General features: G+C 39.8%; 19 protein-coding genes. 13 read left to right on the forward strand and 6 right to left on the reverse strand.

Annotated elements, in window-relative coordinates; all coding sequences use genetic code 11:
• The first annotated feature begins 12 nt into the window (after positions 1-12).
• From PMAN_RS16575 to arfA, 3 genes are all read left to right on the forward strand, one after another.
• A complete protein-coding gene (locus tag PMAN_RS16575) occupies positions 13-924 on the forward strand; it encodes a sensor histidine kinase (protein ID WP_010556064.1) in 912 nt (303 codons plus the stop codon).
• A 248-nt stretch (positions 925-1,172) separates the two neighbouring features.
• Positions 1,173-3,713: a TonB-dependent receptor plug domain-containing protein gene (locus PMAN_RS16580; protein WP_010556063.1), complete on the forward strand. Its 2,541-nt coding sequence runs from the start codon at positions 1,173-1,175 to the stop codon at positions 3,711-3,713.
• A 371-nt stretch (positions 3,714-4,084) separates the two neighbouring features.
• Positions 4,085-4,285 (forward strand): alternative ribosome rescue factor ArfA, encoded by a 201-nt coding sequence (arfA, locus tag PMAN_RS16585; protein WP_006793520.1) that lies wholly within the window; start codon positions 4,085-4,087, stop codon positions 4,283-4,285.
• Positions 4,286-4,987: 702 nt separating this feature from the next.
• Here the strand turns inward: arfA and PMAN_RS16590 are convergent.
• Entirely contained in the window at positions 4,988-6,487 is a 1,500-nt protein-coding gene (locus PMAN_RS16590; RefSeq protein WP_008130858.1) for a phospholipase effector Tle1 domain-containing protein, read from the reverse strand.
• A 110-nt stretch (positions 6,488-6,597) separates the two neighbouring features.
• Complete coding sequence (locus tag PMAN_RS16595) at positions 6,598-7,902, reverse strand: NAD(P)/FAD-dependent oxidoreductase (RefSeq protein WP_021032404.1); 1,305 nt, start codon at positions 7,900-7,902, stop codon at positions 6,598-6,600.
• Positions 7,903-8,139: 237 nt separating this feature from the next.
• On the opposite strand from PMAN_RS16595, the gene PMAN_RS16600 reads away from it, so the two are divergent.
• From PMAN_RS16600 to PMAN_RS16615, 4 genes are all read left to right on the forward strand, one after another.
• Positions 8,140-10,068, forward strand: coding sequence for a RecQ family ATP-dependent DNA helicase (locus tag PMAN_RS16600; RefSeq protein ID WP_010556061.1), 1,929 nt, complete (start codon positions 8,140-8,142; stop codon positions 10,066-10,068).
• A gap of 117 nt (positions 10,069-10,185) precedes the next feature.
• A complete protein-coding gene (locus PMAN_RS16605; RefSeq protein WP_010556060.1) occupies positions 10,186-11,259 on the forward strand; it encodes a porin in 1,074 nt (357 codons plus the stop codon).
• Between the two features lie 12 nt (positions 11,260-11,271).
• Positions 11,272-11,679 (forward strand): substrate-binding domain-containing protein, encoded by a 408-nt coding sequence (locus PMAN_RS16610; RefSeq protein WP_010556059.1) that lies wholly within the window; start codon positions 11,272-11,274, stop codon positions 11,677-11,679.
• Between the two features lie 140 nt (positions 11,680-11,819).
• Positions 11,820-12,128, forward strand: a complete 309-nt coding sequence (locus tag PMAN_RS16615; protein ID WP_004586962.1) for a YkgJ family cysteine cluster protein — start codon at positions 11,820-11,822, stop codon at positions 12,126-12,128.
• A gap of 64 nt (positions 12,129-12,192) precedes the next feature.
• Here PMAN_RS16615 and PMAN_RS16620 read toward each other — a convergent pair whose 3' ends face one another.
• The 3 genes from PMAN_RS16620 to PMAN_RS16630 all read right to left on the reverse strand — a co-directional run bounded on the left by PMAN_RS16620 (position 12,193) and on the right by PMAN_RS16630 (position 14,562).
• Complete coding sequence (locus tag PMAN_RS16620; protein WP_010556058.1) at positions 12,193-12,810, reverse strand: glutathione S-transferase family protein; 618 nt, start codon at positions 12,808-12,810, stop codon at positions 12,193-12,195.
• A 54-nt stretch (positions 12,811-12,864) separates the two neighbouring features.
• Complete coding sequence (locus PMAN_RS16625; RefSeq protein WP_010556057.1) at positions 12,865-13,893, reverse strand: NADP-dependent oxidoreductase; 1,029 nt, start codon at positions 13,891-13,893, stop codon at positions 12,865-12,867.
• A gap of 180 nt (positions 13,894-14,073) precedes the next feature.
• A complete protein-coding gene (locus PMAN_RS16630; protein ID WP_010556056.1) occupies positions 14,074-14,562 on the reverse strand; it encodes a GNAT family N-acetyltransferase in 489 nt (162 codons plus the stop codon).
• A gap of 147 nt (positions 14,563-14,709) precedes the next feature.
• On the opposite strand from PMAN_RS16630, the gene PMAN_RS16635 reads away from it, so the two are divergent.
• The gene (locus tag PMAN_RS16635) at positions 14,710-15,915 is read left to right on the forward strand and encodes an anhydro-N-acetylmuramic acid kinase (protein WP_010556055.1); all 1,206 of its coding nucleotides are present in this window, start codon (positions 14,710-14,712) and stop codon (positions 15,913-15,915) included.
• 20 nt (positions 15,916-15,935) lie between these two features.
• Here PMAN_RS16635 and PMAN_RS16640 read toward each other — a convergent pair whose 3' ends face one another.
• Complete coding sequence (locus PMAN_RS16640; protein ID WP_010556054.1) at positions 15,936-16,421, reverse strand: hypothetical protein; 486 nt, start codon at positions 16,419-16,421, stop codon at positions 15,936-15,938.
• Between the two features lie 565 nt (positions 16,422-16,986).
• On the opposite strand from PMAN_RS16640, the gene PMAN_RS16645 reads away from it, so the two are divergent.
• From PMAN_RS16645 to PMAN_RS16665, 5 genes are all read left to right on the forward strand, one after another.
• A complete protein-coding gene (locus PMAN_RS16645) occupies positions 16,987-19,629 on the forward strand; it encodes a TrlF family AAA-like ATPase (protein ID WP_010556053.1) in 2,643 nt (880 codons plus the stop codon).
• An 89-nt stretch (positions 19,630-19,718) separates the two neighbouring features.
• Positions 19,719-20,126, forward strand: coding sequence for a hypothetical protein (locus PMAN_RS16650; protein ID WP_010556052.1), 408 nt, complete (start codon positions 19,719-19,721; stop codon positions 20,124-20,126).
• 112 nt (positions 20,127-20,238) lie between these two features.
• Positions 20,239-20,592, forward strand: a complete 354-nt coding sequence (locus PMAN_RS16655) for a hypothetical protein (RefSeq protein WP_006793547.1) — start codon at positions 20,239-20,241, stop codon at positions 20,590-20,592.
• A gap of 190 nt (positions 20,593-20,782) precedes the next feature.
• Positions 20,783-21,358, forward strand: a complete 576-nt coding sequence (locus PMAN_RS16660) for a DUF7010 family protein (protein WP_010556051.1) — start codon at positions 20,783-20,785, stop codon at positions 21,356-21,358.
• 58 nt (positions 21,359-21,416) lie between these two features.
• Positions 21,417-21,803: a hypothetical protein gene (locus PMAN_RS16665; protein WP_010556050.1), complete on the forward strand. Its 387-nt coding sequence runs from the start codon at positions 21,417-21,419 to the stop codon at positions 21,801-21,803.
• Positions 21,804-22,021: the final 218 nt, after the last annotated feature.

The raw sequence follows: 22,021 nt of genomic DNA on the forward strand, positions 1-22,021 counted from the left end.
AGGGATACTGGCATGAATGAAGTAGAGAGTCATTTAGAAAGTGTATGTTTAAACGATGAAAAAAAACTTAAGTCGTTACAAAAGCAACTAAGTGAAAAAGAGTCCGAATTAGCACGGTATAAAAAAATGCTTGTCCAAAGTACTAAAATGGCAACACTGGGTACGTTAAGTGTTGATGCGGCTTCGGAAATAAGCACCCCATTGTCACAAGCAATTAATACGATAGATAACCTTAGCCATAGCAGCCCAATAATCTCCACATTATTAAATATAAGCGAGCAATATTTAAACGGTGAACTCAAAGAAAGCCAGTTTAAACACGAGCTCGACTTACTTAATTTACAACACCCATTTGCTTGGATTGGCAATGACTTGTCGGCCAAAATAAAAGACAGCGCCAGTACCTTAAGACAGGTTAACTATTGCGTTCAAAATTTACTTAATTTTTCTGAATCTAATGAATGTCATGCAGTGCAGCTCGTGAACGTAGTCGATATTGCTGTAAATATGCTTAAGCTTCTTGAAAGTCAGCTATCGCTGTGCGCTATAAAAACCGATTTTGAAAATGTACCGCCTATTTATTGTAATTTAGCTTCAATTAATCAGCTTTTTGTTAATTTACTCATTAATGCCCGAGAAGCCTGTGAGCATAATGACACTAAAGGTTGCATTGTTGAAGTGCGTGTTTTTGAACAAAATAGCTTTATTTGTATTGAGATAAAAGATAACGGTTGTGGCATGACAAACCATGTACAAGAACAGATGTTTGACCCTTTTTTCACGACCAAAGAAGTAGGAAAAAATAGTGGGATGGGGCTAACTCTTGTGCACTCAATAGTGCAAGAACACGCAGGAAAGATTCAAGTTAACAGCATAATAGAGACTGGTACGTCTATTTTATGCTCACTCCCCTTAAAAGTATAAGTTAATAAATAAATACCTAATGTAAATAATGTGTTAAAAATATATTTTGTAATTTTAATTCCTTATTTGTGTTAATTTTAGCCTGTTTAGTGTGTTTTTTTCTTAAGTTGAATTTTATTTGCATACTTAGGTCTTTAATTTAAAATTTTTCATTTCTTTTTATTTGCTAATGTTGCTAGGATGTTCCCCATTGGCGATGCTAAATCGCTAAATAAACTATAAGAACACACATAAACAGGGTCGTCACTATGTCAACATATCGTTTAAATACACTTGCAGCGGCAGTTGCATTTGCAGTATGCGCACCAGGCGTTGCTATCGCGCAAGAAGCCCCCGTTCAAGCTGCTAAAAATATTGAACAAATATCTGTATTAGGCTCTCGGGTGTCTAATCGCACCTCAACAGAGTCATCTTCACCAATAGATTTAATAGACTCAGATGATTTAAATAAAGGCGGTTACACTGAGCTTGGTCAAAGCCTACAAGCTACAGCACCGTCATTTAACTTTTCGCGTACGCAGGTGTCAGATGGTTCTGACTTATTTAGACCTGCTACACTTCGTGGTTTACAACCCGATCAAACGCTTGTATTGGTTAATGGTAAACGCCGTCATAATCAATCTATTTTTGGTCTTAATGGGACTGTTGGTGCTGGTGCTGCCGGTACCGATATGAACGCAATTCCGTTAACTGCGCTTAAAGGCGTTGAAGTACTTCGTGATGGCGCAGCGGCAAAATATGGTTCCGATGCAATAGCAGGTGTAATCAACCTATCACTTAATAATTCAACAGGTGTAACAACTGGCTTTGTTCAGTATGGCGGTACAAGCGAAGGCGATGGCGACACAGTTACCGCAGGTCTAAACCGTGGTTTTGAGTTAGGTAACGAAGGTGGTTTTATTAATTTATCACTTGAATACCGTGATGCTGACGGAACTAACCGTGCAGAACGCGATACGGGTGGTTCGTTAAATGTAGAACCCGGAACGCTTTCAGAGGATGTTCGCTGGGGACAAGGTAACGCTGATAGCGAATTCACATCGCTGTTTTATAATATGGCACTGCCTGTTGGCGATAGCGAGCTTTACTCTTTTGGTGGGTTCTCAGAACGAAGCGCGTTAGGTAATGGTTTTTATCGTAACTTTAACGAAGCGTCTAAAAACGTGACTCAAGTATACAGTGATGGTTTTTTACCGCGTATATACAATGAAGCACAAGATCTTTCGTTTGCAATAGGGTTTAAAGGGGATATAAACCCAGATTGGACTTACGATGTGTCGGCTGTATATGGTGAAAACCAATACGATTTTACCTCGCGTAATACCTTAAATGCGTCTTACGCTGCCGAGTACTTATTTAATAACCCTGATGCAAGCGATGCTGATATTGCAGCTAATGCAGGCCCAACCGGTGGCTATTCAGGTGGATTTAGATTTGATCAAACTACATTTAATGCTGATTTTAACGGCATTGTAGATATTGGTCGCAGTGAACCACTATACGTAACTATTGGCGCAGAATACCGAAAAGAAAATTACGAAATAGTACCAGGCAGCCAAGCGTCGTATGCTTGTGGTTTAGCTAATACTGATACTTCTTATCCGTCAGTCAATGACGAAAATCAATTTGCGCAGTGTGGATTTCAGGCGTATAACGGCCTACGCCCAGAAGCGGCAAATAAAAGTGATCGAAATAGCTACGCGATATTTGTAGATCTAGAAACGATGATCACAGATGCATGGAACGTTAGTGGTGCACTTCGCTATGAAGACTTTTCAGATGCGGGTGACGATTTAATTGGTAAACTAGCGACACGTTACGAGTTTAATGATGACTTTGCTGTTCGTGGTGCGGTATCAACTGGCTTTAGAGCGCCTTCGCTTCAGCAAAGCGGTTATACAGCTTTTACAACCAACCTAGGATCGGATGGCTCGTTAACTCAGTCGTTTACTGCTAACACAGGCACGGCATTTCCAAGTGCGTTAGGGGTTGATACTTTAGAGCTTGAGACTTCAACTAACTACAGCGCGGGATTTGTTTACGATGTAAGCAGCGAGCTTTCGCTTACAGTTGACTTTTACCGTGTGGAAATTAAAGACCGCATAACGTTAGGAAGTTTGTTATCGGCTGACGACGTATCGTTTAGCTCAGATGCGCTTGCTGCGCTTCAAGCTACAGGCGCAGTACAGGCTAATTACTTCTCAAACTCCGTTGATTCTACTACACAAGGTGTTGATATTATTGCTTCGTATCGTACTGAGATCGACGGGGCTAATTTGGGTGTTACTTTTGCTGGTAATTTGAACGACACTAAAATTGATAACGTAAATGCAGAAGAAGGTATTCCAGAAGCGGTTGCCTTTGATGACTTACAACGTAGCTTTTTTACTGATGGACAGCCAAGTGAGCGTGCCACGCTGACATTTGATTATGCGCGCGACGCATATACTTCAACACTTCGTTTTAATTACTTTGGCGAAACCGATGTAAAATACTTTGGTAACGACCATATTTCATTACCGGGAGAGCTTTCTCCAACGGGGTCGTTTAAACCAACAAGTACAGTTGAATCAGCAGTGTTGGTTGATGTAAACGTAAGTTATGACATTAATGAGATGTTTACGCTTTCTGTTGGTGCCGACAACGTATTTGATGAAACACCCGATGAGTTAGGTGATGACGAAGTACTTAACTTTATTACCAATGGTGCGTTTAAATACCCTGTACGTGCATTGCCTTATGGCTTTGACGGGCGTACATATTATGCAAAAGTAAGCTTTGAATTCTAATTACTTGAGCTAAAAACTATTTAACCTGAACTCTGGTTAAGAGATATACCAACATATTTCATCATGATGATATTTAAGCTTATTTCTCTAGCCAGAGGTTTTCAGTAGAAACAAGGCGAATTTACGCGTCAATAGCTAGCCTATTTCAAGTAAATTCAACGCTGTTAGCGCTGGAAATAGCTGCTAGAGATAGATTTATTATCCAGTGTTCAGGTTACTACTAAGCGCAGTTATTTACTGCGCTTTTTTTATGTTTATTTATTATGAAAAAAGAGCGTTGTGTAATGATAAAAATACTTGCAAGCTTGAAAATTAGGCATACAATCGCCACTTCTTAAGGTTCTTATTGTTATAAATAGTTAGGAAATAAAATGGCTAAAAAATCGAAAAGCAAAGCCGCAAATAATAGCGCGGTAGACACCGGTCGGGGTGTTATTAATCATAATGCGCTGGCGGCTTTAGTAACCTCTAAAGTGTTTAAACCTCAAGTGGTAAAAGCTAAAAAAGGGAAAGGCTCATTTAAACGCAATAACAAACACGTAGGACGAGAGTCTTATTTAATCGCGGCTTAAATAGCACCGATCAAATAAGACTTTTAACTGCCTACTTTTTGCCGCAGCATGCGGGTAAGTGTGTTGTCTTTATCTATAATATGGTGCTTTAAGGCGCCCACGATATGTAAATTTAACGCGATAAGAAGTGCATTTGCTGTATGAGCTCTAGCCCGAACAAAGCACGTCTCAACCTTTTTGTAATTTATTGATCTTTATTAAAAATGCACAAAGAGAAGGGAATGAGGAGTAAATGAGAAGTGAAAGCTGTAGGCGCTAAGCTTGCTCGCGCAAGATGCTATTTTTTTCTCTAAAAGCGAAGCGTTTCTAAACCCTTTTGTGATTTATTGATCTTTAATACAAAAATGCACAAAGAGAAGTAAATGAGGAGCAAATGAGAAGTGAAAGCTGTAGGCGCGAAGCTTGCTCGCGCAAGATGCTATTTACTTCTCTAAAAGTGAAGCGTCTCTAAACCTCTTTGTGATTTATTGATCTTTAATACAAAAATGCACAAAGAGAAGAGAGAGGAGTAAACGAGCAGCCAAAGCAAATTAGTATAAGTTATCTGTATATGACCACCGAGTAAACCGAGGTGCTTCGCGCTACACATTGAAAACACCCGTATCGTTTAGTCACTTCTCTAGGTATTCTTCTTCGCTTCTCGGTGGTTCCCAGTTAAAGCGTTGCTTTTAAACGCCATCAAGCTGCGCGTCTTCAGCCCATTTAACTTATGCGGCTTACTTTTACTTTTATTTTTCCTGCATTGGCGCCATAAAAGCGGCTTAAGTCATTGGCGAAGGGACTAAATTCACCTGATTTAGTAATAGTCACCGTAGCGTCATTAGCTATTTTAAATAAAAATTCTTCGTTATTATTAATTGCACCAACTAATGAGAACCACTGAGCATCTGGAAGTCGTCTGAATGGTTCAAGTAATGCCATTGGAATTTCTTTAACGCCTAATTGCACGTCATCTCGATGCCATCCCTTAGGTGTACACTTTATGCCGTCGTCAAACCAATGTTGATCAGGGTAGGGGGTAAAGCGATAAGTTGCACCTTGCTCGAGCATTAAGCCCGTTTTGTTATAAAACTCACTGGCAAATACCACCACATCTTGGCTTTGGCCAATACTTAATACGCTCATATTTTGGTTGGCAAGCGTAATGTGCGCACTTAAGCCGGTAAAACTTAAGGTGCTGTTGTCACTGTAGCTAACGTTGTATGACTGCTTTTTAAGTGACTCTGGACGGTAGCTGGTGAGCTTATTAATTCGTGTAGCTACACTGTGGTGAACTAATGGCTTAATATTACTTGCTTCGTTGTCCACCAGCACAAAGCACTCTCTATCTACCAGCTTAAAGAACGAGTTTAACCAAAAGTAATTTTGCTGGTGGCTCAGTGCAAGTGAGTCGGGGATAACAGTGAGATCGTCTTGTGCAATTAAATTACTATCTGGAAGAAGAGTTTTGTAGTTAATATCGTGACTTGTTAACAATGAAATAGCTAACGGCTGCTCAATAATCCACTCAAGTGCATAACGTAAGCAAATATCAGCTAAACCATCACGGTAGTATCCACCGCCAATGTCTGAATGCGCGCCTGCAAACCACAGTTCAGTAATGTTATTTTGATGGTTCATCAGCGTAGGCTCAAACGCACGGCGTTTTTCATCAAGTGCCACGCAGTGCAGTGCTTGTGAAATATTATTAGCAATGGTGTGGTTTTCAAAAATAACGTGCTCGGCGCCGCGTGTCGCTTTACTCACTTTTGATAAGCCAATTGAGGCCACGGTATCAAATACACATACGTACACATTATTACTAATCAAAGGTTCCAGAATTTTTGCAAAACGCCTAGCGAGAGCGCCACCTCGGCTAAAACCGGTAAGTAAAAGGGTATCGCCTAGTTGGTAATGCGTTTTAAAATCACGCATGGCTTGATTTAAAATACTGGCAACATCGTCACCACGTGGCGCTAAAGTTTGGTTTAAAATGCGTTTTAACCGGCTACCTTTAGTGCCAATACCTTGATAATAAAAGCTCAATTGTTGCGAGAAAGGTGTAGTGGGGGAACCATCAAGTTTGCCGCCTAATAATAAGTGCAGCTTAACAATGTTAGAAATACTACTGTCTTCTTTAAAATGCTCTGAGCTAAATTGGTCTGCGTCACGGGGCTCATTTCCTGTGCCATCAAAGTTAAAAACTAGTGTTTTTCCCGTCATTGCCTTATTCCCTAAGTGGTTTGTATAAATTTACATGGGAATTGTGAAAAATCAAAGACAGCGGTAATAAAAATTTATTAAATCTGCTTATTACCGCCATGGGTTATTTATTAATGCAATTTCATTTTAGGGCGCACTACACGCAGTACTTTTTCGCTTATCCATAACGCAAAGGTTTTTGCGCTACCGTGTATGGCGCGCTGGTGCATACGATACAGCGATATATACATAAAGCGGGCTATTTTACCTTCAATAAAAAAGGTGTTGCTGGTTAAGTTACCCATTAAATTACCGACTGTGCTGTAGCGCGATAAGTTAACGAGAGAGCCGTGGTCGCTGTATTTAAACTCGCTTAGCGGCTGGTGTTTAAGTGTTGCAATAAGGTTTTTTTCAACACATTGTGCCATTTGATGGGCCGATTGCGCGCGTGGCGGTACAAGTTTTCCGTCTTCTTGGGTAAAGGCGCAGCAATCGCCAAGTACAAAAATACTTTCATCTACGGTGCTTTGTAAGAACTTGTTTACTTGAATTTGGTTGCTGCGAGTAAGCTCAAAAACACCTAGGTCTTTAATAAAATCTGGCGCTTTTACGCCTGCCGCCCATACCATAATATCGGCATTAATATGTTCTTCGTCTTTTGTTATAAAGCCTTGCTCGGTGGCTTCTTTTACTTGGGTTTGTTCTCGCACGTTTACGCCCAATTTTAACAGCTCGCGTTTGGCACTTACGGCAATACGCTCTGGTAATGCAGGTAAAATACGTGGACCGGCTTCAATTAAATGAATGTGCAAACGTTTAGACGACATGTTTGTAAGGCCGTAAAGCTTTAGTAATTCAGACACGTGATACAGCTCTGCCGAGAGCTCAACGCCTGTTGCGCCGCCGCCAACAATGGCAATATCAAGAGATTGTTGCTGGTTGTCGTCTTGGTGAAGGCGGGTAAAGCTATCGAGCAAAGAATGCTGAAAACGCTCAGCTTGCTGGTTTGAATCTAAAAAGTAGCAATGCTCTTTTATGCCTGGGGTATTAAAGTCGTTACTTACACTGCCAATAGCAATAACAAGGTGGTCGTAGCGTACAGTGCGTTTGGGCAAAATAGTGTGGCCAAGTTCGTCAAAAAGTGGTGCGAGGGTAATTGTTTTATTACTTTGGTCGATATTACAAAAGGTACCAAGTTGGAAATTATAATGATGTTTTGCGGCATGGGCAGAGTAAACTACGCCATCTAAATCGGGGTCAATAGAGCCTGTGGCTACTTCGTGCAGTAAAGGCTTCCATATGTGGGTGCGGTTTTTGTCTATTAATAAAATATCTGCGTGTTTTTTCTTTCCTAGTTTATGCCCTAATTGAGTTGCAAGCTCTAATCCGCCAGCGCCGCCGCCAATAACGACGATTTTAGGAGTGGTTATGTTCATGACTATGCCCTTAAAAATAATATACCCAAGCAATCTGTTTTATTATTTTTAAAATGACTTGGGTATCGAAAATTATTTTGGCAAAGCTCACTTTTATGGGGCTATAGTGTGCGCCTAAATAATGGATATGTCAGCAGTAAATCACCTAATTTACGGTATACTAACTTGCAAATACTTCATCTAGGCTGCATTTTTCTGTTATAGCCCTGTGTTATCAACGCCAAAAAGGACATTTTTATGAATACGCCGCTTTTACAATCACTTGAGCAACATTTTGGTTTTAACCAGTTTAGAGCAGGGCAGCAGCAAACTATAGAGCAGCTTTTAAATGGGCAATCGTCCCTTGCTATATTCCCTACAGGGTCGGGTAAGTCGTTGTGTTATCAGCTAACGGCTATGCATTTAGAAAACTTAACGTTAGTGGTGTCGCCATTACTAGCCTTAATGAAAGATCAAATTAGTTTTTTAAATAGCAAAGGTATTTACGCGGCAAGCCTTGATTCTAGCCAAGACCAAATGCAAAGCAGCACCGTAATGAACGATGTGCGAAATGGTAAAATTAAAGTGTTAATGGTGTCGGTAGAGCGCTTTAAAAACGAGCGATTTAGAGAGTTTATAAGCCAGGTTGCGCTGTCTATGCTGGTGGTAGATGAGGCGCACTGTATATCTGAATGGGGGCATAACTTCAGACCTGACTACTTAAAACTACCGCGATATCGCGAAGAGCTAAATATTCCACTAGTACTATTGCTTACCGCCACCGCCACTAAAAAAGTAAAACGCGACATGAGCGAGCGTTTTAATATTGCCCCTGAGTGCATTGTACAAACTGGCTTTTACCGCGCTAACCTCGATTTAAGCGTGCTAAGTGTAAAAACGGCTGATAAAAACACCGAACTTACAAACATAGTGCGTGCGCAAAATGGCCCAGGTATTGTGTATGTAACACTGCAGCAAAGTGCTGAGCAAGTGGCTAACACGCTAAGTGCGCAAGGTATTCAGGCGGTTGCGTATCATGCAGGGCTTGAAGATACACTCCGGTGGCAAATTCAAGATGATTTTATGGCGGGTAAAATTAACGTAGTTGTAGCAACTATAGCCTTTGGTATGGGCGTTGATAAATCAGACATTCGCTTTGTTATTCATTACGATTTACCAAAATCGATTGAAAACTACAGCCAAGAAATTGGCCGCGCAGGGCGCGATGGCAACCCATCAAACTGCTACACGCTTGCTAATTTAGATGGCCTAAACACAGTAGAAAACTTTGTATATGGCGACACCCCTGAGCTGAGTGGCATTGAATATGTAATTAACGATATTCGCCAAGCCCAACAGCAATGGGAAATGCAAGAATACAGCCTTTCAAGCGAAAGTAATATTCGCCAATTAGCACTTAAAACATTACTGGTTCAACTTGAAATGCAAGGCGCAATTACGCCGCAGTACGCCTATTATGCCGATTTTAAATACAAGTTCTTGGTTGATAAAAACGAGCTACTTAGCCAGTTTGACGAGCAGCGCCAAGCCTTTTTAACGCAAATATTTAGCCATACCGATTTTAAAAAAATATGGGGCACGCTCAATTTTGACACCCTTACCCAAGCCGCGCAGGTTGACCGTAAACGGGTTGTGGCCGCGCTTGACTACCTAGCTGAAAAAAACCTTATAACGCTTGAAACCAAACGCATTACCCAAGTATATAAAGTGCATAGTGAAGTTATAAATAACCCAGAGCTTGCCCAGCAGTTACACCACTACTTTGCTGATAAAGAACAAGCTGAAATAAAACGAATTGCTGCTTTAGTGCGCTTTTTTGAGCTACAAACTTGCCTGAGTTATAACTTAGCGCGCTACTTTGACGACCAAAACGCGCCAGCGCAATGCGGGCATTGCAGTGTATGCCGTGGTAATACTGTAAAACTAGAATACTCACTAGCGCCTGTAACTATTAATGATGACGTTATTTATCAAAAGGTAGATGAGTTTTTGGCGCATATGGCCACAAAGGGAGTTCATAACGTGGGTGTTGAAACCCAGTGCCGCTTTTTAGCGGGTATGAGCGTGCCATTGTTTGCTCGTAATAAGGTACGCCAACTCAGCGGATTTGCACTTTGTGAACAACTACGATATAGCGATATAAAAGCCACACTGCTTGGCAGATAGCCATTAAAGTAATGATCAAACCTGCATAATTATAAAAAATGTTAAATTTTTGTTTGTTTTTTCAGCGTTTAACTATACTCAACTTGACTATAAAGGTCATATAAAACGAGGTGAACGATGAAACTGCAAAAATTGATGCTGTTAGGAGTGTTTATTTCAGGGACTAGTTACGCTGAAATTAATATTTCAGGCTTTGCAAGTATTAACGCGGGTAAAGTACTCAGTGGAAGTGGTGTGCCGCAATATGGTGTTGAGCCAACCTTTTTGGCTGACTACCCTAATGTGAGTGGCTACACAGAAGACTTATCTTTCTCTCCAGAGTCGTTAATTGGTATACAATTGTCGGGGGATCTTGGTGAGGGCTTATCTGTCACAGGTCAAATTGTTGCCCGAGGTGTAAACGATTTTGATGCTAATTTTGAGTGGGCATATATTTCGTACGAAATAAATGATAATTGGACGGTTCAAGCAGGTAAAAAGCGTTTACCTCTTTTTTATTACTCAGATTTTTTTGACGTAGGTTACGCATATGTATGGATGCGTGCACCTGCCGACAATTATACATGGCAAGTATTTAACTATGAGGGCATAAACCTTCTCTATTCTGGCTCGATTGGAGAGTGGGGTGTGTCTGCTAATGTGTATGCTGGTAAAGAAGATGATGACGACAACAAACTGCTATCAGACTTTTTCTTTCAAGAGCCTACCCGAGAAATTTGGGAAGATATGCTAGGTGGTGTACTTTCGTTAAGCCATGATTGGCTTGAATTGAGAGTAACGCATATGCAATACACTAATAAACGCTTTCGTTCTGGAGAGCCGGTTTTATGGGATGGAAAAGATAGCCGTGATGGCAAATTCTATGGCTTAGCTGCCAATTTTGATTTTGGCGACTTTTTTGTACTAAGCGAACTTAACCGTTTAGATCTAGACGGAAACCTAGACACTTATATGATCAGTGCAGGGTATCGGTTTGATGCAATTACGCCTTATGTGATGTTTTCAGATTTTGAGCAAGAAGGTGAGGGAGATACTGAAAGCCATAATACCTTTGCGGTGGGGGTTCGTTGGGATTTTCATCCTTCGGCGGCACTCAAAATGCAGTACGACAGGGTAAAAGATGATTCATTCGAGTTAGCGGTAGCGGGTGATAGTAAAGCAATCACGCTTGGTGTTGATGTTGTATTTTAAGGGGAATTAAAAATGAAAAAATTAATGTTATGTGTACTGTTTTTGTTTAGCAATGTTGCCTTTGCTGATTTTGCTATTATTGTACATCCTTCAAACGAGAGTAGTTTTGATGAGTCCGTCATTAGTCGAATTTATACCGGAAAAGAAAAGTCGTTTAGTAATGGCAATACGATCATTCCAATATCACAAGATTCAAAAAATCCGACTACGGAGCAGTTTAACAGTAAACTGCTTAATAAAAGTGCGTCGCAGTTAAGAGCCTATTGGTCAAAGCTTATTTTTACGGGAAAAGGAACACCACCCAAAGAGCTAGAAAATGACTCAGAGGTGATCAAAATGGTTGCAGCTAACCCAAATACGATTGGGTTTGTTTCGGCATCTGCCGTGTCTGATGATGTGAAGGTGGTATTAAACTTTTAATTTAAAATTAAAAGCCAACAATAAAGCGTGTTAACGAGTAGCACGCTTTTTATTACTCTATTTGTTCACCATTAAAATTAACTAGCACGTTTAGCCTGCTCGTGTATCCTACTTAGTGTGTTTCTTTTATTTAAGCCGCTATGCCTAATACTGTTATTCCAAGTAAAACTATTTCCTCTACACCTGAGCCCGTAACCTGCGCCAATTGCCAAGCATGTTGCTGCCAATTAGAAGTGCGCATAGTAACCGACACCGGTGTGCCTTTTCAGTACATTGATTACGACAAGTGGGGCAGCGAAGTAATGAAACGCGCAGACGATGGCTGGTGCCAAGCACTCGACCGCAATACGCTAATGTGTACCATTTATGAAAACCGCCCACTTACTTGCCGTGAGTTTGAAATGGCCTCGAACGAGTGTATTACAGAGCGCGAAATAGCCGGTATTTAATACAAGCATATGTATTAAAAAGGGGCTTAAAAAGCCCCTTTGGTTTATCTGTGTTTTGCACTAATTAGTCGTATTTAGCTTCTAGCTCATTAGCCGTATGAAACTTCTCGTGGCTTTGTAATTGCTCGTCGTATTTTACTAGGTTTTTAAAGTGACCTAGCTGACCTGAGTTTTTAACAATTTCAACAATAAACGACATCATAAAATCGGCGCCGGTTAGGGTGTCGCCAACTAAATAACGTTTACCTTCTAGCCGGTCGTTAAAGTAGCTAATAACTTTAGCGGTTTCGGCGTCGGCGTAGCCTTCTAAAAATTGTGTTTTAGCGCCATCTTTAAGCACAAACATTTTAAGTAGTAGCGGTAAAATGGCAGAGCTTTCAGCAAAGTGTAGCCATTGTTGGTAATCAACGTAGTCAGCGGTGCCAGCCTCTGGTGCAAACTTTCCGTTACCGTATTTAGTAATTAAGTAATCAGTAATAGCGCCAGATTCGGTAACAATTAACCCATCGTCTTCAATAACCGGCGACTTACCGAGTTGGTGAACTTGCTTTAGCTCATCAGGCGCTAAAAATGTGTCTTTGTTACGTTGGTAAGCAACAATTTCGTAATCAACTTCTAGTTCTTCTAAAAGCCAAATAATACGTTTTGAGCGCGATTTATTTAAATGGTGTAGTTTTATCATGTCAGTCCTTGTTGGCTTTGCTGGTTGCAGCAACGCTGTGTTTATATATTTTAGTTAAAGTGCATCGTTGATTTTAACAACGGTTTTACCAAAGTTTTTACCACTAAGCATATCGTTAAATGCGCTTACAGTGTTTTCAATACCTTCTACCATGTGCTCGCGGTATTGTACTTTGCCATCCTGCAGCCACTTTTGCATGTCTTGGGCAAATTCATTGTAGCGGTGACCGTAGTCGTCAAAAATTATAAAGCCTTGCATTTTAATACGTTTAGTAAGCAACTGCCCCATTAGCATACCCATACGGTCAGGGCCTTCAGGTAAGCTTGTTGCGTTATACTGCGATACTAAACCACACAGCGGTACACGAGCTGCGGTATTAAGTAATGGTAATACGGCATCAAACACTTTACCGCCCACATTTTCGTAATAAACATCTATGCCTTTATCACAGGCTTTTTCTAGTTGCTCTGCAAAGTCATCGGCTTTGTGATCAATACAGGCATCAAACCCTAGTTTTTCAACTGCATGGGCACATTTTTCGCTGCCACCAGCAACGCCTACCACTTTACAGCCTTTAATTTTAGCTATTTGGCCAACGGTTGCACCAACTGGCCCCGTTGCTGCGGCTACGACTACCGTTTCGCCTTCTTTAGGTGCGCCAATATCAAGTAGGCCCATATACGCCGTAAAGCCCGGCATACCCATAATGCCTAGCGCGTACGAAGGATTTGCAGGCTCTTTGCCTAATTGCATAAGGCCTTCGCCATTACTAATGGCGTAGCTTTGCCAACCTGTGTAGGCAAGTACCCACTCGCCTTCGCTAAATTTATCGTTTTTAGACTTTTCTACTTGGCACACGGTAGCGCCAACCATTACGTCACCCACGTTTACCGGATCGGCGTACGACTTTGCGTCGCTCATGCGGCCACGCATGTATGGGTCAAGTGATAAGTAAATAGTGCGCAGCAGCATCTCGCCATCTTTAAGGGCTGGTAAATCGACTGTTTTAAGCTCAAAGTTTTTATCGGTTGGAGTACCGTGTGGGCGTGATGCTAAAGTAAGTTGACGACTAGTTGCAGACATAAAATTCTCCTTTTGAATATGAACCCACTTAACGAATGTGTATGCGTTTAATAACCCGATTGGCATAAACAATAATGCGCGCTAAGTAGTAAATGTATGTAAAAATTTGTACCTTACAACAGGAGTTTTGGGCGAGGGGCTGTTAATTCAACCTTAAGCGGAGTAATTATTCTAAAAGGTTTATTTGAGCTTGCTAAAAATATGACTATCGTAAAATGCGCCATTTTTATAAATGGCTTGTTTAAGAACGGCCTCGGCCTTAAAACCACATTTAGTCAGTGCCTTTATAGAACCAGTATTACCAGCAAATACAGCGCCAAAAATACGGTTTAGGTTTGAGGTTTTAAATGCGTCATCGCAAATTTTTGTAATAGCGTGAGTCATTATTCCTTGCCCCCAAAAGTCACTATTAAGCCAATAGCCTATTTCGCCACTGCGGCTATACTCGAATTCTCCGGGCGTTATGCCTATACACCCCGCAAATTGCTCATCTACAACAATGGCCTTAACTATTCCACTTTTAGAGCCTTGGTTTATCCACCAATCGGCGTCGGCTTGGGTATACGGAAATGGAATTTTAGACGATAAAAAGCGGGTCACCTGTTCATCGTTTAAGGTATTAATAATGTGTGGCGCGTCCTTTGGTTTAAAGTATCTTAGGGTAATCATTGTTTTAATTAAGTATAGGGTGAATAAGGTTTAACTTAGCAAGCAATTAGAGATTGCACAATCACAAAGATTAACCGCTTACGCCTATAACTTTGTTTTAAAGTACTCTAATATAAGCAAAATATAATACTGTTTAAGATACCTTTTATGCACCCACACATAGCCGCCCTATATAATAGTGCCCAAAAGCCAAGCCGTTTAATTGTAGGTTTAATGAGTGGTACCTCGTTAGATGGGCTCGATGTAGCGCTATGTAAGGTAAGCGGCGCGGGCTTAAACACACATATTGAAATATTAAATTTTACCACCGTTGAATATAGCGACGATTATAAAAGCAAAATAAAGGAGGTATTTGCAAAGCGAGAGTGCGATTTAGAACTAGTAACCTTACTGCATCCGTGGGTAGGTAAGCTCCATGGCAATATGGTTAATCAGTGCTTAAAAGTGTGGCAAGTGGACCCTAGTACAATTGATGTTATAGCCAGTCACGGGCAAACAATTTACCACTGCCCACAGTCGCAACATAATCATAAAAGCTTTACTAATGGCACGTTACAAATTGGCGACAGCGACCAAATAGCCGTTACTACCGGCATTACAACCATTGGCGATTTTAGGCAAAAGCACATAGCCGCAGGAGGCGAAGGTGCCCCCCTTGCGGTATATGGCGATTACTTGTTTTTTTCAAGCCTTGTTGAAAACCGTATTTTACTTAACATGGGTGGTATAGCTAACTTAACTTTTTTACCCAAAAGCGGTGATGCAAACAGTGTATTTAGCTCTGATATTGGCCCGGGTAATACAATAATGGATGCCTATGTACAAAAATATTTTGAGGGGATGCATTTTGACGACGGTGCAAAAATAGCAAAAGCAGGGAAAGTAAATATGCCTTTACTTCATGCATTATGCGCAGATGACTTTTTTAATTTAAGCATGCCCAAAACAACAGGGCCAGAAGTGTTTAATTTAGCGTATTTAAAAGCGGCTCAAGCACTCACCAATACGCTTGACTTAACTCACCACGATGTAATGGCAACACTCAATGCATTTAGTGCTAATGTAATAAGCGATGCAATAAAACAGTGTGCTAAACACGAGGCAAATTGTGTGGTGTATGCCAGTGGTGGTGGAATACATAACCCACTATTAATGGAGCAGCTTTTAAACCTTTGCCCAGAGGTTAAGGCGTTTAAAAACACACAGGTATTAGGAATAGACCCCGATGCTAAAGAAGCCGTGTTATTTGCTATTTTAGCCAACGAATGCCTAGCAGGTGAGCAGCAACACCTTAATAATACCGCGCAAGGTATTGCGGGAGTGACTATGGGAAAAATAAGTTTTCCCGACTAACCGCTATTGATAAAAGCGTTTTAAAACAATGATAAAAAGGTCGAGCCTACCCCAGCAAAATAGCGGCGAAAACCGTGTGGTTTTGACTGCTCAATATTTACAAGTGGCGCGTTGTAGCCGCCCTCAAATGCGTTAATATTCATATCAAACTGAAGGCTATTTTTTAATGTAGCGTATTTACCGTGCAACATAAGCTGCATTACAAAACATTGGCTATGGGTAATTTTGTTTAAAGTAAGGTTAACGTAACCACGCTCTAAATCTGCTTGCGTAATAACGCTCTCAGTAAAATACTGAGCGCCACGGGCACTTGGATGTGTTGCGCTCAGCGAAATAACATCACCTTCATTTACAGCATCTGGCAAATCGCATTGCAATGTAATTGCATGAAGCGCATTAGCTTGTACCGAAAGGTTTTCGTATTCCATGGTGTGGCTCATAGCCGCAGACATCGGATCATCAAGTGATTGCAGTGCAAATGTTAGTTGCACTAAAGGTGTGGTCATTTACTTCGTCTTCTAGATTATAAAAAATACAGTTTGAGTTTAAATTATCACCTACTTAGATTGCAGTTTTATGACAAATTGCACTTAATCGGATAATCGCTGCTTTTTGATCAAAAATGATCGTTATAAGGTTTTCATTGAATTTAGGTGACGTTTGTTGTCAAAGTAGGTGAAACTTGCGATCCAGCCTAAAAGGGTATTAATAGTGCTTAAAAATAGTGCTTATAAATATTGTGGGGTAAGCATTTAGGCAGCAATATAATTTATATACGCAGAGCGATTTTTCATTTTCAACTATATGAATTTTAGCTGTATATACAGCCATAGTACGGTCGCTCGCATAGTCAATAAAACGACCCCGTTGCTCGTTTTATACTATGAAGAAAAGCGAGCACTGAAGGATTTTAATAACGCTGGCAATTAGTTGGCAAGTTTGTTACTAATAAACAAACAAGAAAAACGAGCTCCGCCGTGGTAGAAAAACGCGCGATTCGCTCGCTATAAACATGTTAGCGTTCAAGTGTACCTCACTCCAATCAAGTTATAGAAAGTAATAGGAATTATTATGGAAGATGTAAAAACAATCCCTTTTTTGAATGGAAATGCTTGGATAAGGGCTGATTTTCATCTTCATACAAAAGCAGATAAAGAGTTTAAATATAGTGGAGAAGATAACTCTTATGTTTCGGATTATGTCGCCAAACTAAATTCAGAAAGAATTCAATTAGGTGTAATAACGAACCACAATAAATTTGTTTTGAGTGAGTTTAACGCTTTAAAAAAGAAAGCAAAAAAATCAAAGATTGGCCTTCTCCCAGGTGTTGAGCTTTCGGTAAATGATGGAGCAAATGGAATTCATGTTCTTGTCGTATTTTCTGAAGAATGGATATCAGAAGGTCAAGATTATATTAACAATTTTCTAAATGTAACTTTCGCAGGAAGAACTCCATCTCAATATGAGCAGGAAAATGCTAGGTCAAATGATGATTTACTAGCCACTTTGAAGAAACTTGAAGCATATAACAAAAGTTTCTTCATTATATTCGCACATGTTGAAGCACCAAGCGGCCTTTGGAACGAGGTTGCGGGTGGAAAAATGCAAGAAATTGCTAAAGAACCGCTAGTTAAAAAGTATTGCAGAGGTTTCCAGAAAGTTAGAACGATTGATAATCCAGATAAGGTTAATAAATCAAAGGTTACTTCATGGTGGGGGGAAGCATATCCTGCAGAACTTGAGGGATCTGATCCAAAAAAAGTTGATGAAATTGGACGAGGTAAACAGTGTTACATAAATATAGGTGACTTCTCCTTTGATGCCGTTAGATATGCACTGTCAGATCATAACTACAGAGTTTCTTTTGAAAACAAAGGCGTTAGGCATTCCTATATTAAGAGTATTAGTTACGACGGTGGCTTTTTAGACGGTGTTACATTACCACTATCTCCGGGTTTGAATTGTCTTATTGGAATTCGCGGTAGCGGTAAGTCTTCAATTTTAGAAAGCTTGCGTTACGGTCTTGATATCCCAATGGGTAATACTCCTCAAGATAAAAATTATAAACAGTCACTTCTTCCACATATGTTGAAAAGTGGTGGAAAAATAACAATTGAAGCAGTTGATAGACATGGGGAAACTTATGAAGTATCTAGAATATTAAATAGCACCCCAGATGTTTACAAAAATGGGAACCATATTCCAGATATAAAAATTCTGGGAACTATTGTTAATAATCCGCTTTATTTCGGCCAAAAAGATTTGGCATCCGCGGGTGATGGTTTTGGACATGATTTAGTCGAAAAGATAGTACGGGATGAATTGGTTGATGTTAGAAAACGTATCGCTCAAAAGCAGGCAAACGTAACTGAGTGCATTGAAAGCCTGTCTGCTATTGAAGAGGAAGCAGAACAGTTAGAAAAGGACACAAATGATCTTGCGACTGTAAAATTTAAGCTTGAACAACTAGACAAGCATGGGATTAAAGAAAAGCTTACCAAACAAGTTGATTATGATAATGACTCCCAATACTTCGGTGATGTTGAAGAAACCATTTCGAAAAAAATAGAATCATTAATAGAGGCAAGAAATGAGCTTCTAAATTCTCTAGATGAAATCAAAAAGAAAGAATCTGAAACCAATCAGTCCAAGATTGATGAACTCTTTACCAAGATTTCTCTGTTGAAGATGGTAGTGAATGATGCTTCTCCAAGCTTCGAAAAGATTGAGGCTAAATTATTAGAAATTTCCAAAGATAAAGATCTGCTTGATAAAGAAAAAGATGGTTTGAAAGAAGACTTTGCAGAAATTGAAAGAGGCTTGGTGAAAGAGCTTGAAGAACAGGGCGTTCATTCTGTCAAGCCAAATGAATATTTAGACCTTTCAAACCAAAAAGCAGAGTTAGAAGCTAGTATTATTAATTTACAAAAGAGAACTGGTACTTTAAATGATAAGAAGCGCCTTTTACTGACAGCACTCAGTGAACTAAATAACGCTTGGCATGAAGAGTTCAAACTAATTGAAAAAGTAATTGGCAGGATAAATGGTGCGCAAGAATCTTTGATAATAGATTCCATATTCAAAGGCGATAAAAGCGCCTTTTCGGAAAAACTTGAAGAGCACTTGAGAGGGCATAATATAAGAAAGGACGCATACGATGCCGTATCTGAAAAATATTCTGATCTTGGTGAAGTTTATAAGGATATTGATAATGCAAAAACAGAAGCAAAAAGTAAAAGCGAAGAGTTTAAGACCCTGTTTCTAGCACATATAAAAGATCTCCTAACGTGCCAAATACCAAACAAATACGATGTTACCTATAGAGGGAAGGCTCTCCGTTCGCATTCATTAGGCCAGCGTGCCTCTGCTATGATGCTGTTTATATTGAGCCAGAATGAAAATGACTTACTGCTCATAGACCAGCCTGAAGATGATCTAGACAATCAGACAATTTATGAAGATGTGGTGAAGCTAGTTAGAAAAATGAAGCCTAATCAGCAGTTTATATTCGCTACTCATAATGCTAATTTTCCAGTATTAGGTGATTCTGATCAACTTGTTTCATGTGAGCTAAGTGAAAACAAAATTGAGCTGCATATTGGATCTATTGACAACAAAGTATCTCAACAAAAGATCGTGAAAGTGATGGAGGGTGGAGCTGAAGCCTTTAATCGCCGTAAATCCATCTATCATATTTGGAAAGCAGATGTGTAGAACACTAACAAGTTGCTGCACGCGGATAAATTACTCGCTGCGCTCCCAATTTACCGGTGAGCAAGGCGTTATGTTTTTCAGAGGTTGTTTTGAGTAAAAAAATAGACTATTCAAAATACTCCCTAAAAGAGCTATACGAAGCTTTGGATAGCATTGATAGTGAAAAATTTCCTGAGAACTACAGACAGCTTAAAGATGAGCTTTCTAAACCAGAAAGGTCTAATGATGAAGTTCTCAGCGAGTTAGAAGCTGAAATGGGCAACCAAGAAAGTGATTTCAAATCTTACTTCATAATTGCTGTCGGGGCGTTTTTTGTTCTTTGGGGCTTTTTGGCAGAAGAAAAAGGCATCATTCATAAACATAGAAGCAAAGAAGTATTAGTTACATTGGCAGATAACCCAGATAAATTTTATTTTCACGTTTATTTAGCTGCAGGAATTGGAATATGTTCAGTAATTTTTGGAGTGTATTTGCTAGTCAGAAACAGCAAAACATGACAAGGCGCTTAACTCGTTCCCTGCGGTCACTGGGGCAATAACACTTCGGTGCTGCGCACTTTACCGCAGTATTATTGTCCGTTAGGTTCAAGTTGTATTTACATGGAAGTTTATGCGTAAAATTCTCTTTCTATTAATTTTCGTTTTGTCTGGATGTTCAAACTACAAACTTGCTCCCATCAAATCCAATGACGACTTTTATGTTTTAATGCCTGAAGTAGTCGACTCGATTGTTTATCTCAATGTATGCGAAGCTCAATCTGAGAAATGTGATTTAATCAGAACTGGCGCATCCCATGTTCATTATTGGGGAGTTGATTGGTTTAAAGAGTCAAACATAATTATCCTATATTCTTCAGATATAGGCATTTATGCGTGGGCTGAATCAGATTCTTGGAACAAAGTTGAAGTTACTCAGGAAATGAATAATTACGCTAATAAAATTTACGAAGAATTAAAAAGGTAAATATAACAAGCGCATTAAGAAATGGGACTGCTAACAGCTTGCTCAGTTCCGCTTCGCAACACATTTTAGCAAGTTATTATCAGCCCCTTATGCGGTTGTTGAGGCAGTAGGTTTACTCATTTTTTAAAAAATAGCCAGTTGGAGTTGTTCTACAGTCTCGTTATGTAAAATGAAGGATTGAGGAAATAGTATGACATTGGAAGAACTAAGAGCGGACTTTGAATGGTCTGCTAAACGATCATTATCTATGCCTATAGCGGGAGCTATTTATTGGCTTGTGGTGGCAATAGTATCAACTCAGGTTCCTGTTAGTGCGGGTCTGTTAGTGTTACTTTTTGGTTCAGGGTTAATTTTTCCAATTGCTTTATTGATATCAAAAATAACCAAAGAAGTTGTTTTCTCTTCAAAAAATCCTTTGGCAAAACTTATGGGCGCTTCTGTCTTAATGGTAAATTTGTTATGGGCAGTCCATATACCGTTATTTTTATATGCTCCTGAGTTCCTAACTTTAAGTTTTGGTATTGGTTTAGGTTTGCATTGGGTAGTGTACTCGTGGATTATTCAACACCCTTTAGGGCTAATTCATGCGGGGTTACGCACTGCGTTAATTTTAGTTATGTGGTTTTCATTCCCAGAATCACGTATTTTGGCAGTAGGCGTTTCTATTGTTTTTGTATACTGTTTAAGTATTTGGCAAATGATAAGCAGACCATTACCACATAACAATTTAAGCCAGAAGGGCGGCGCAAGCGACGCCTCATCTTAAGGCATTATGTTTAATCGCAGGGTCGGTTTACACTCTGAATACTGTCAAGGAGAGACAAATGAATATTATTCCATTATTTGGCGGGGTTATTTTTAGCGCGCTAGGCATTTATGTATGCTACGACTACCGACGCTTCAATAAGAACGCATTTAAAATTAAAGGCAGAGTTCTTCGTTATGAGGAATACATTGCTAAAGATACTGATAACATTAAGAGGAAAGTGTATAGGCCATTCTTTGAGTTTACAGTTAATGGCTCTACCTATGTTGTTAAATCTAAAACTTCATTTCATTCTAAAATCATTCCCGTAGGTCATTATGCAGACGTTTTATATCACAAAGGTGATGAAGAAAATGCTCGTCTAGCTGAAGGTAATGGTGCGGGGTTAGGTATTTTATTTATAGCCCTCTCTTTACCAGCATATTATTTTGGGTTGTTTCATTAATACATATGTTGTTACTTTGAAAACAATAAACATAACAAGAACATGAAACGATAAGTACTCCTCACCCGTTTTAGTGGACACATCCTCATCACTTTGAAGCCACAGGGGGCAAGCTTTACTTCATCCATTAGCCCCACAGTTGCCCGCTCAGAGAGAGCTTGGCTTGGAAATGAGCTCAAGCTTTTAAGTTGGTGGGATGAGTTCCAGCTTGATTAGTA

This window comes from Pseudoalteromonas marina, assembly GCF_000238335.3.
Classification (GTDB): Bacteria; Pseudomonadota; Gammaproteobacteria; order Enterobacterales; family Alteromonadaceae; genus Pseudoalteromonas; species Pseudoalteromonas marina.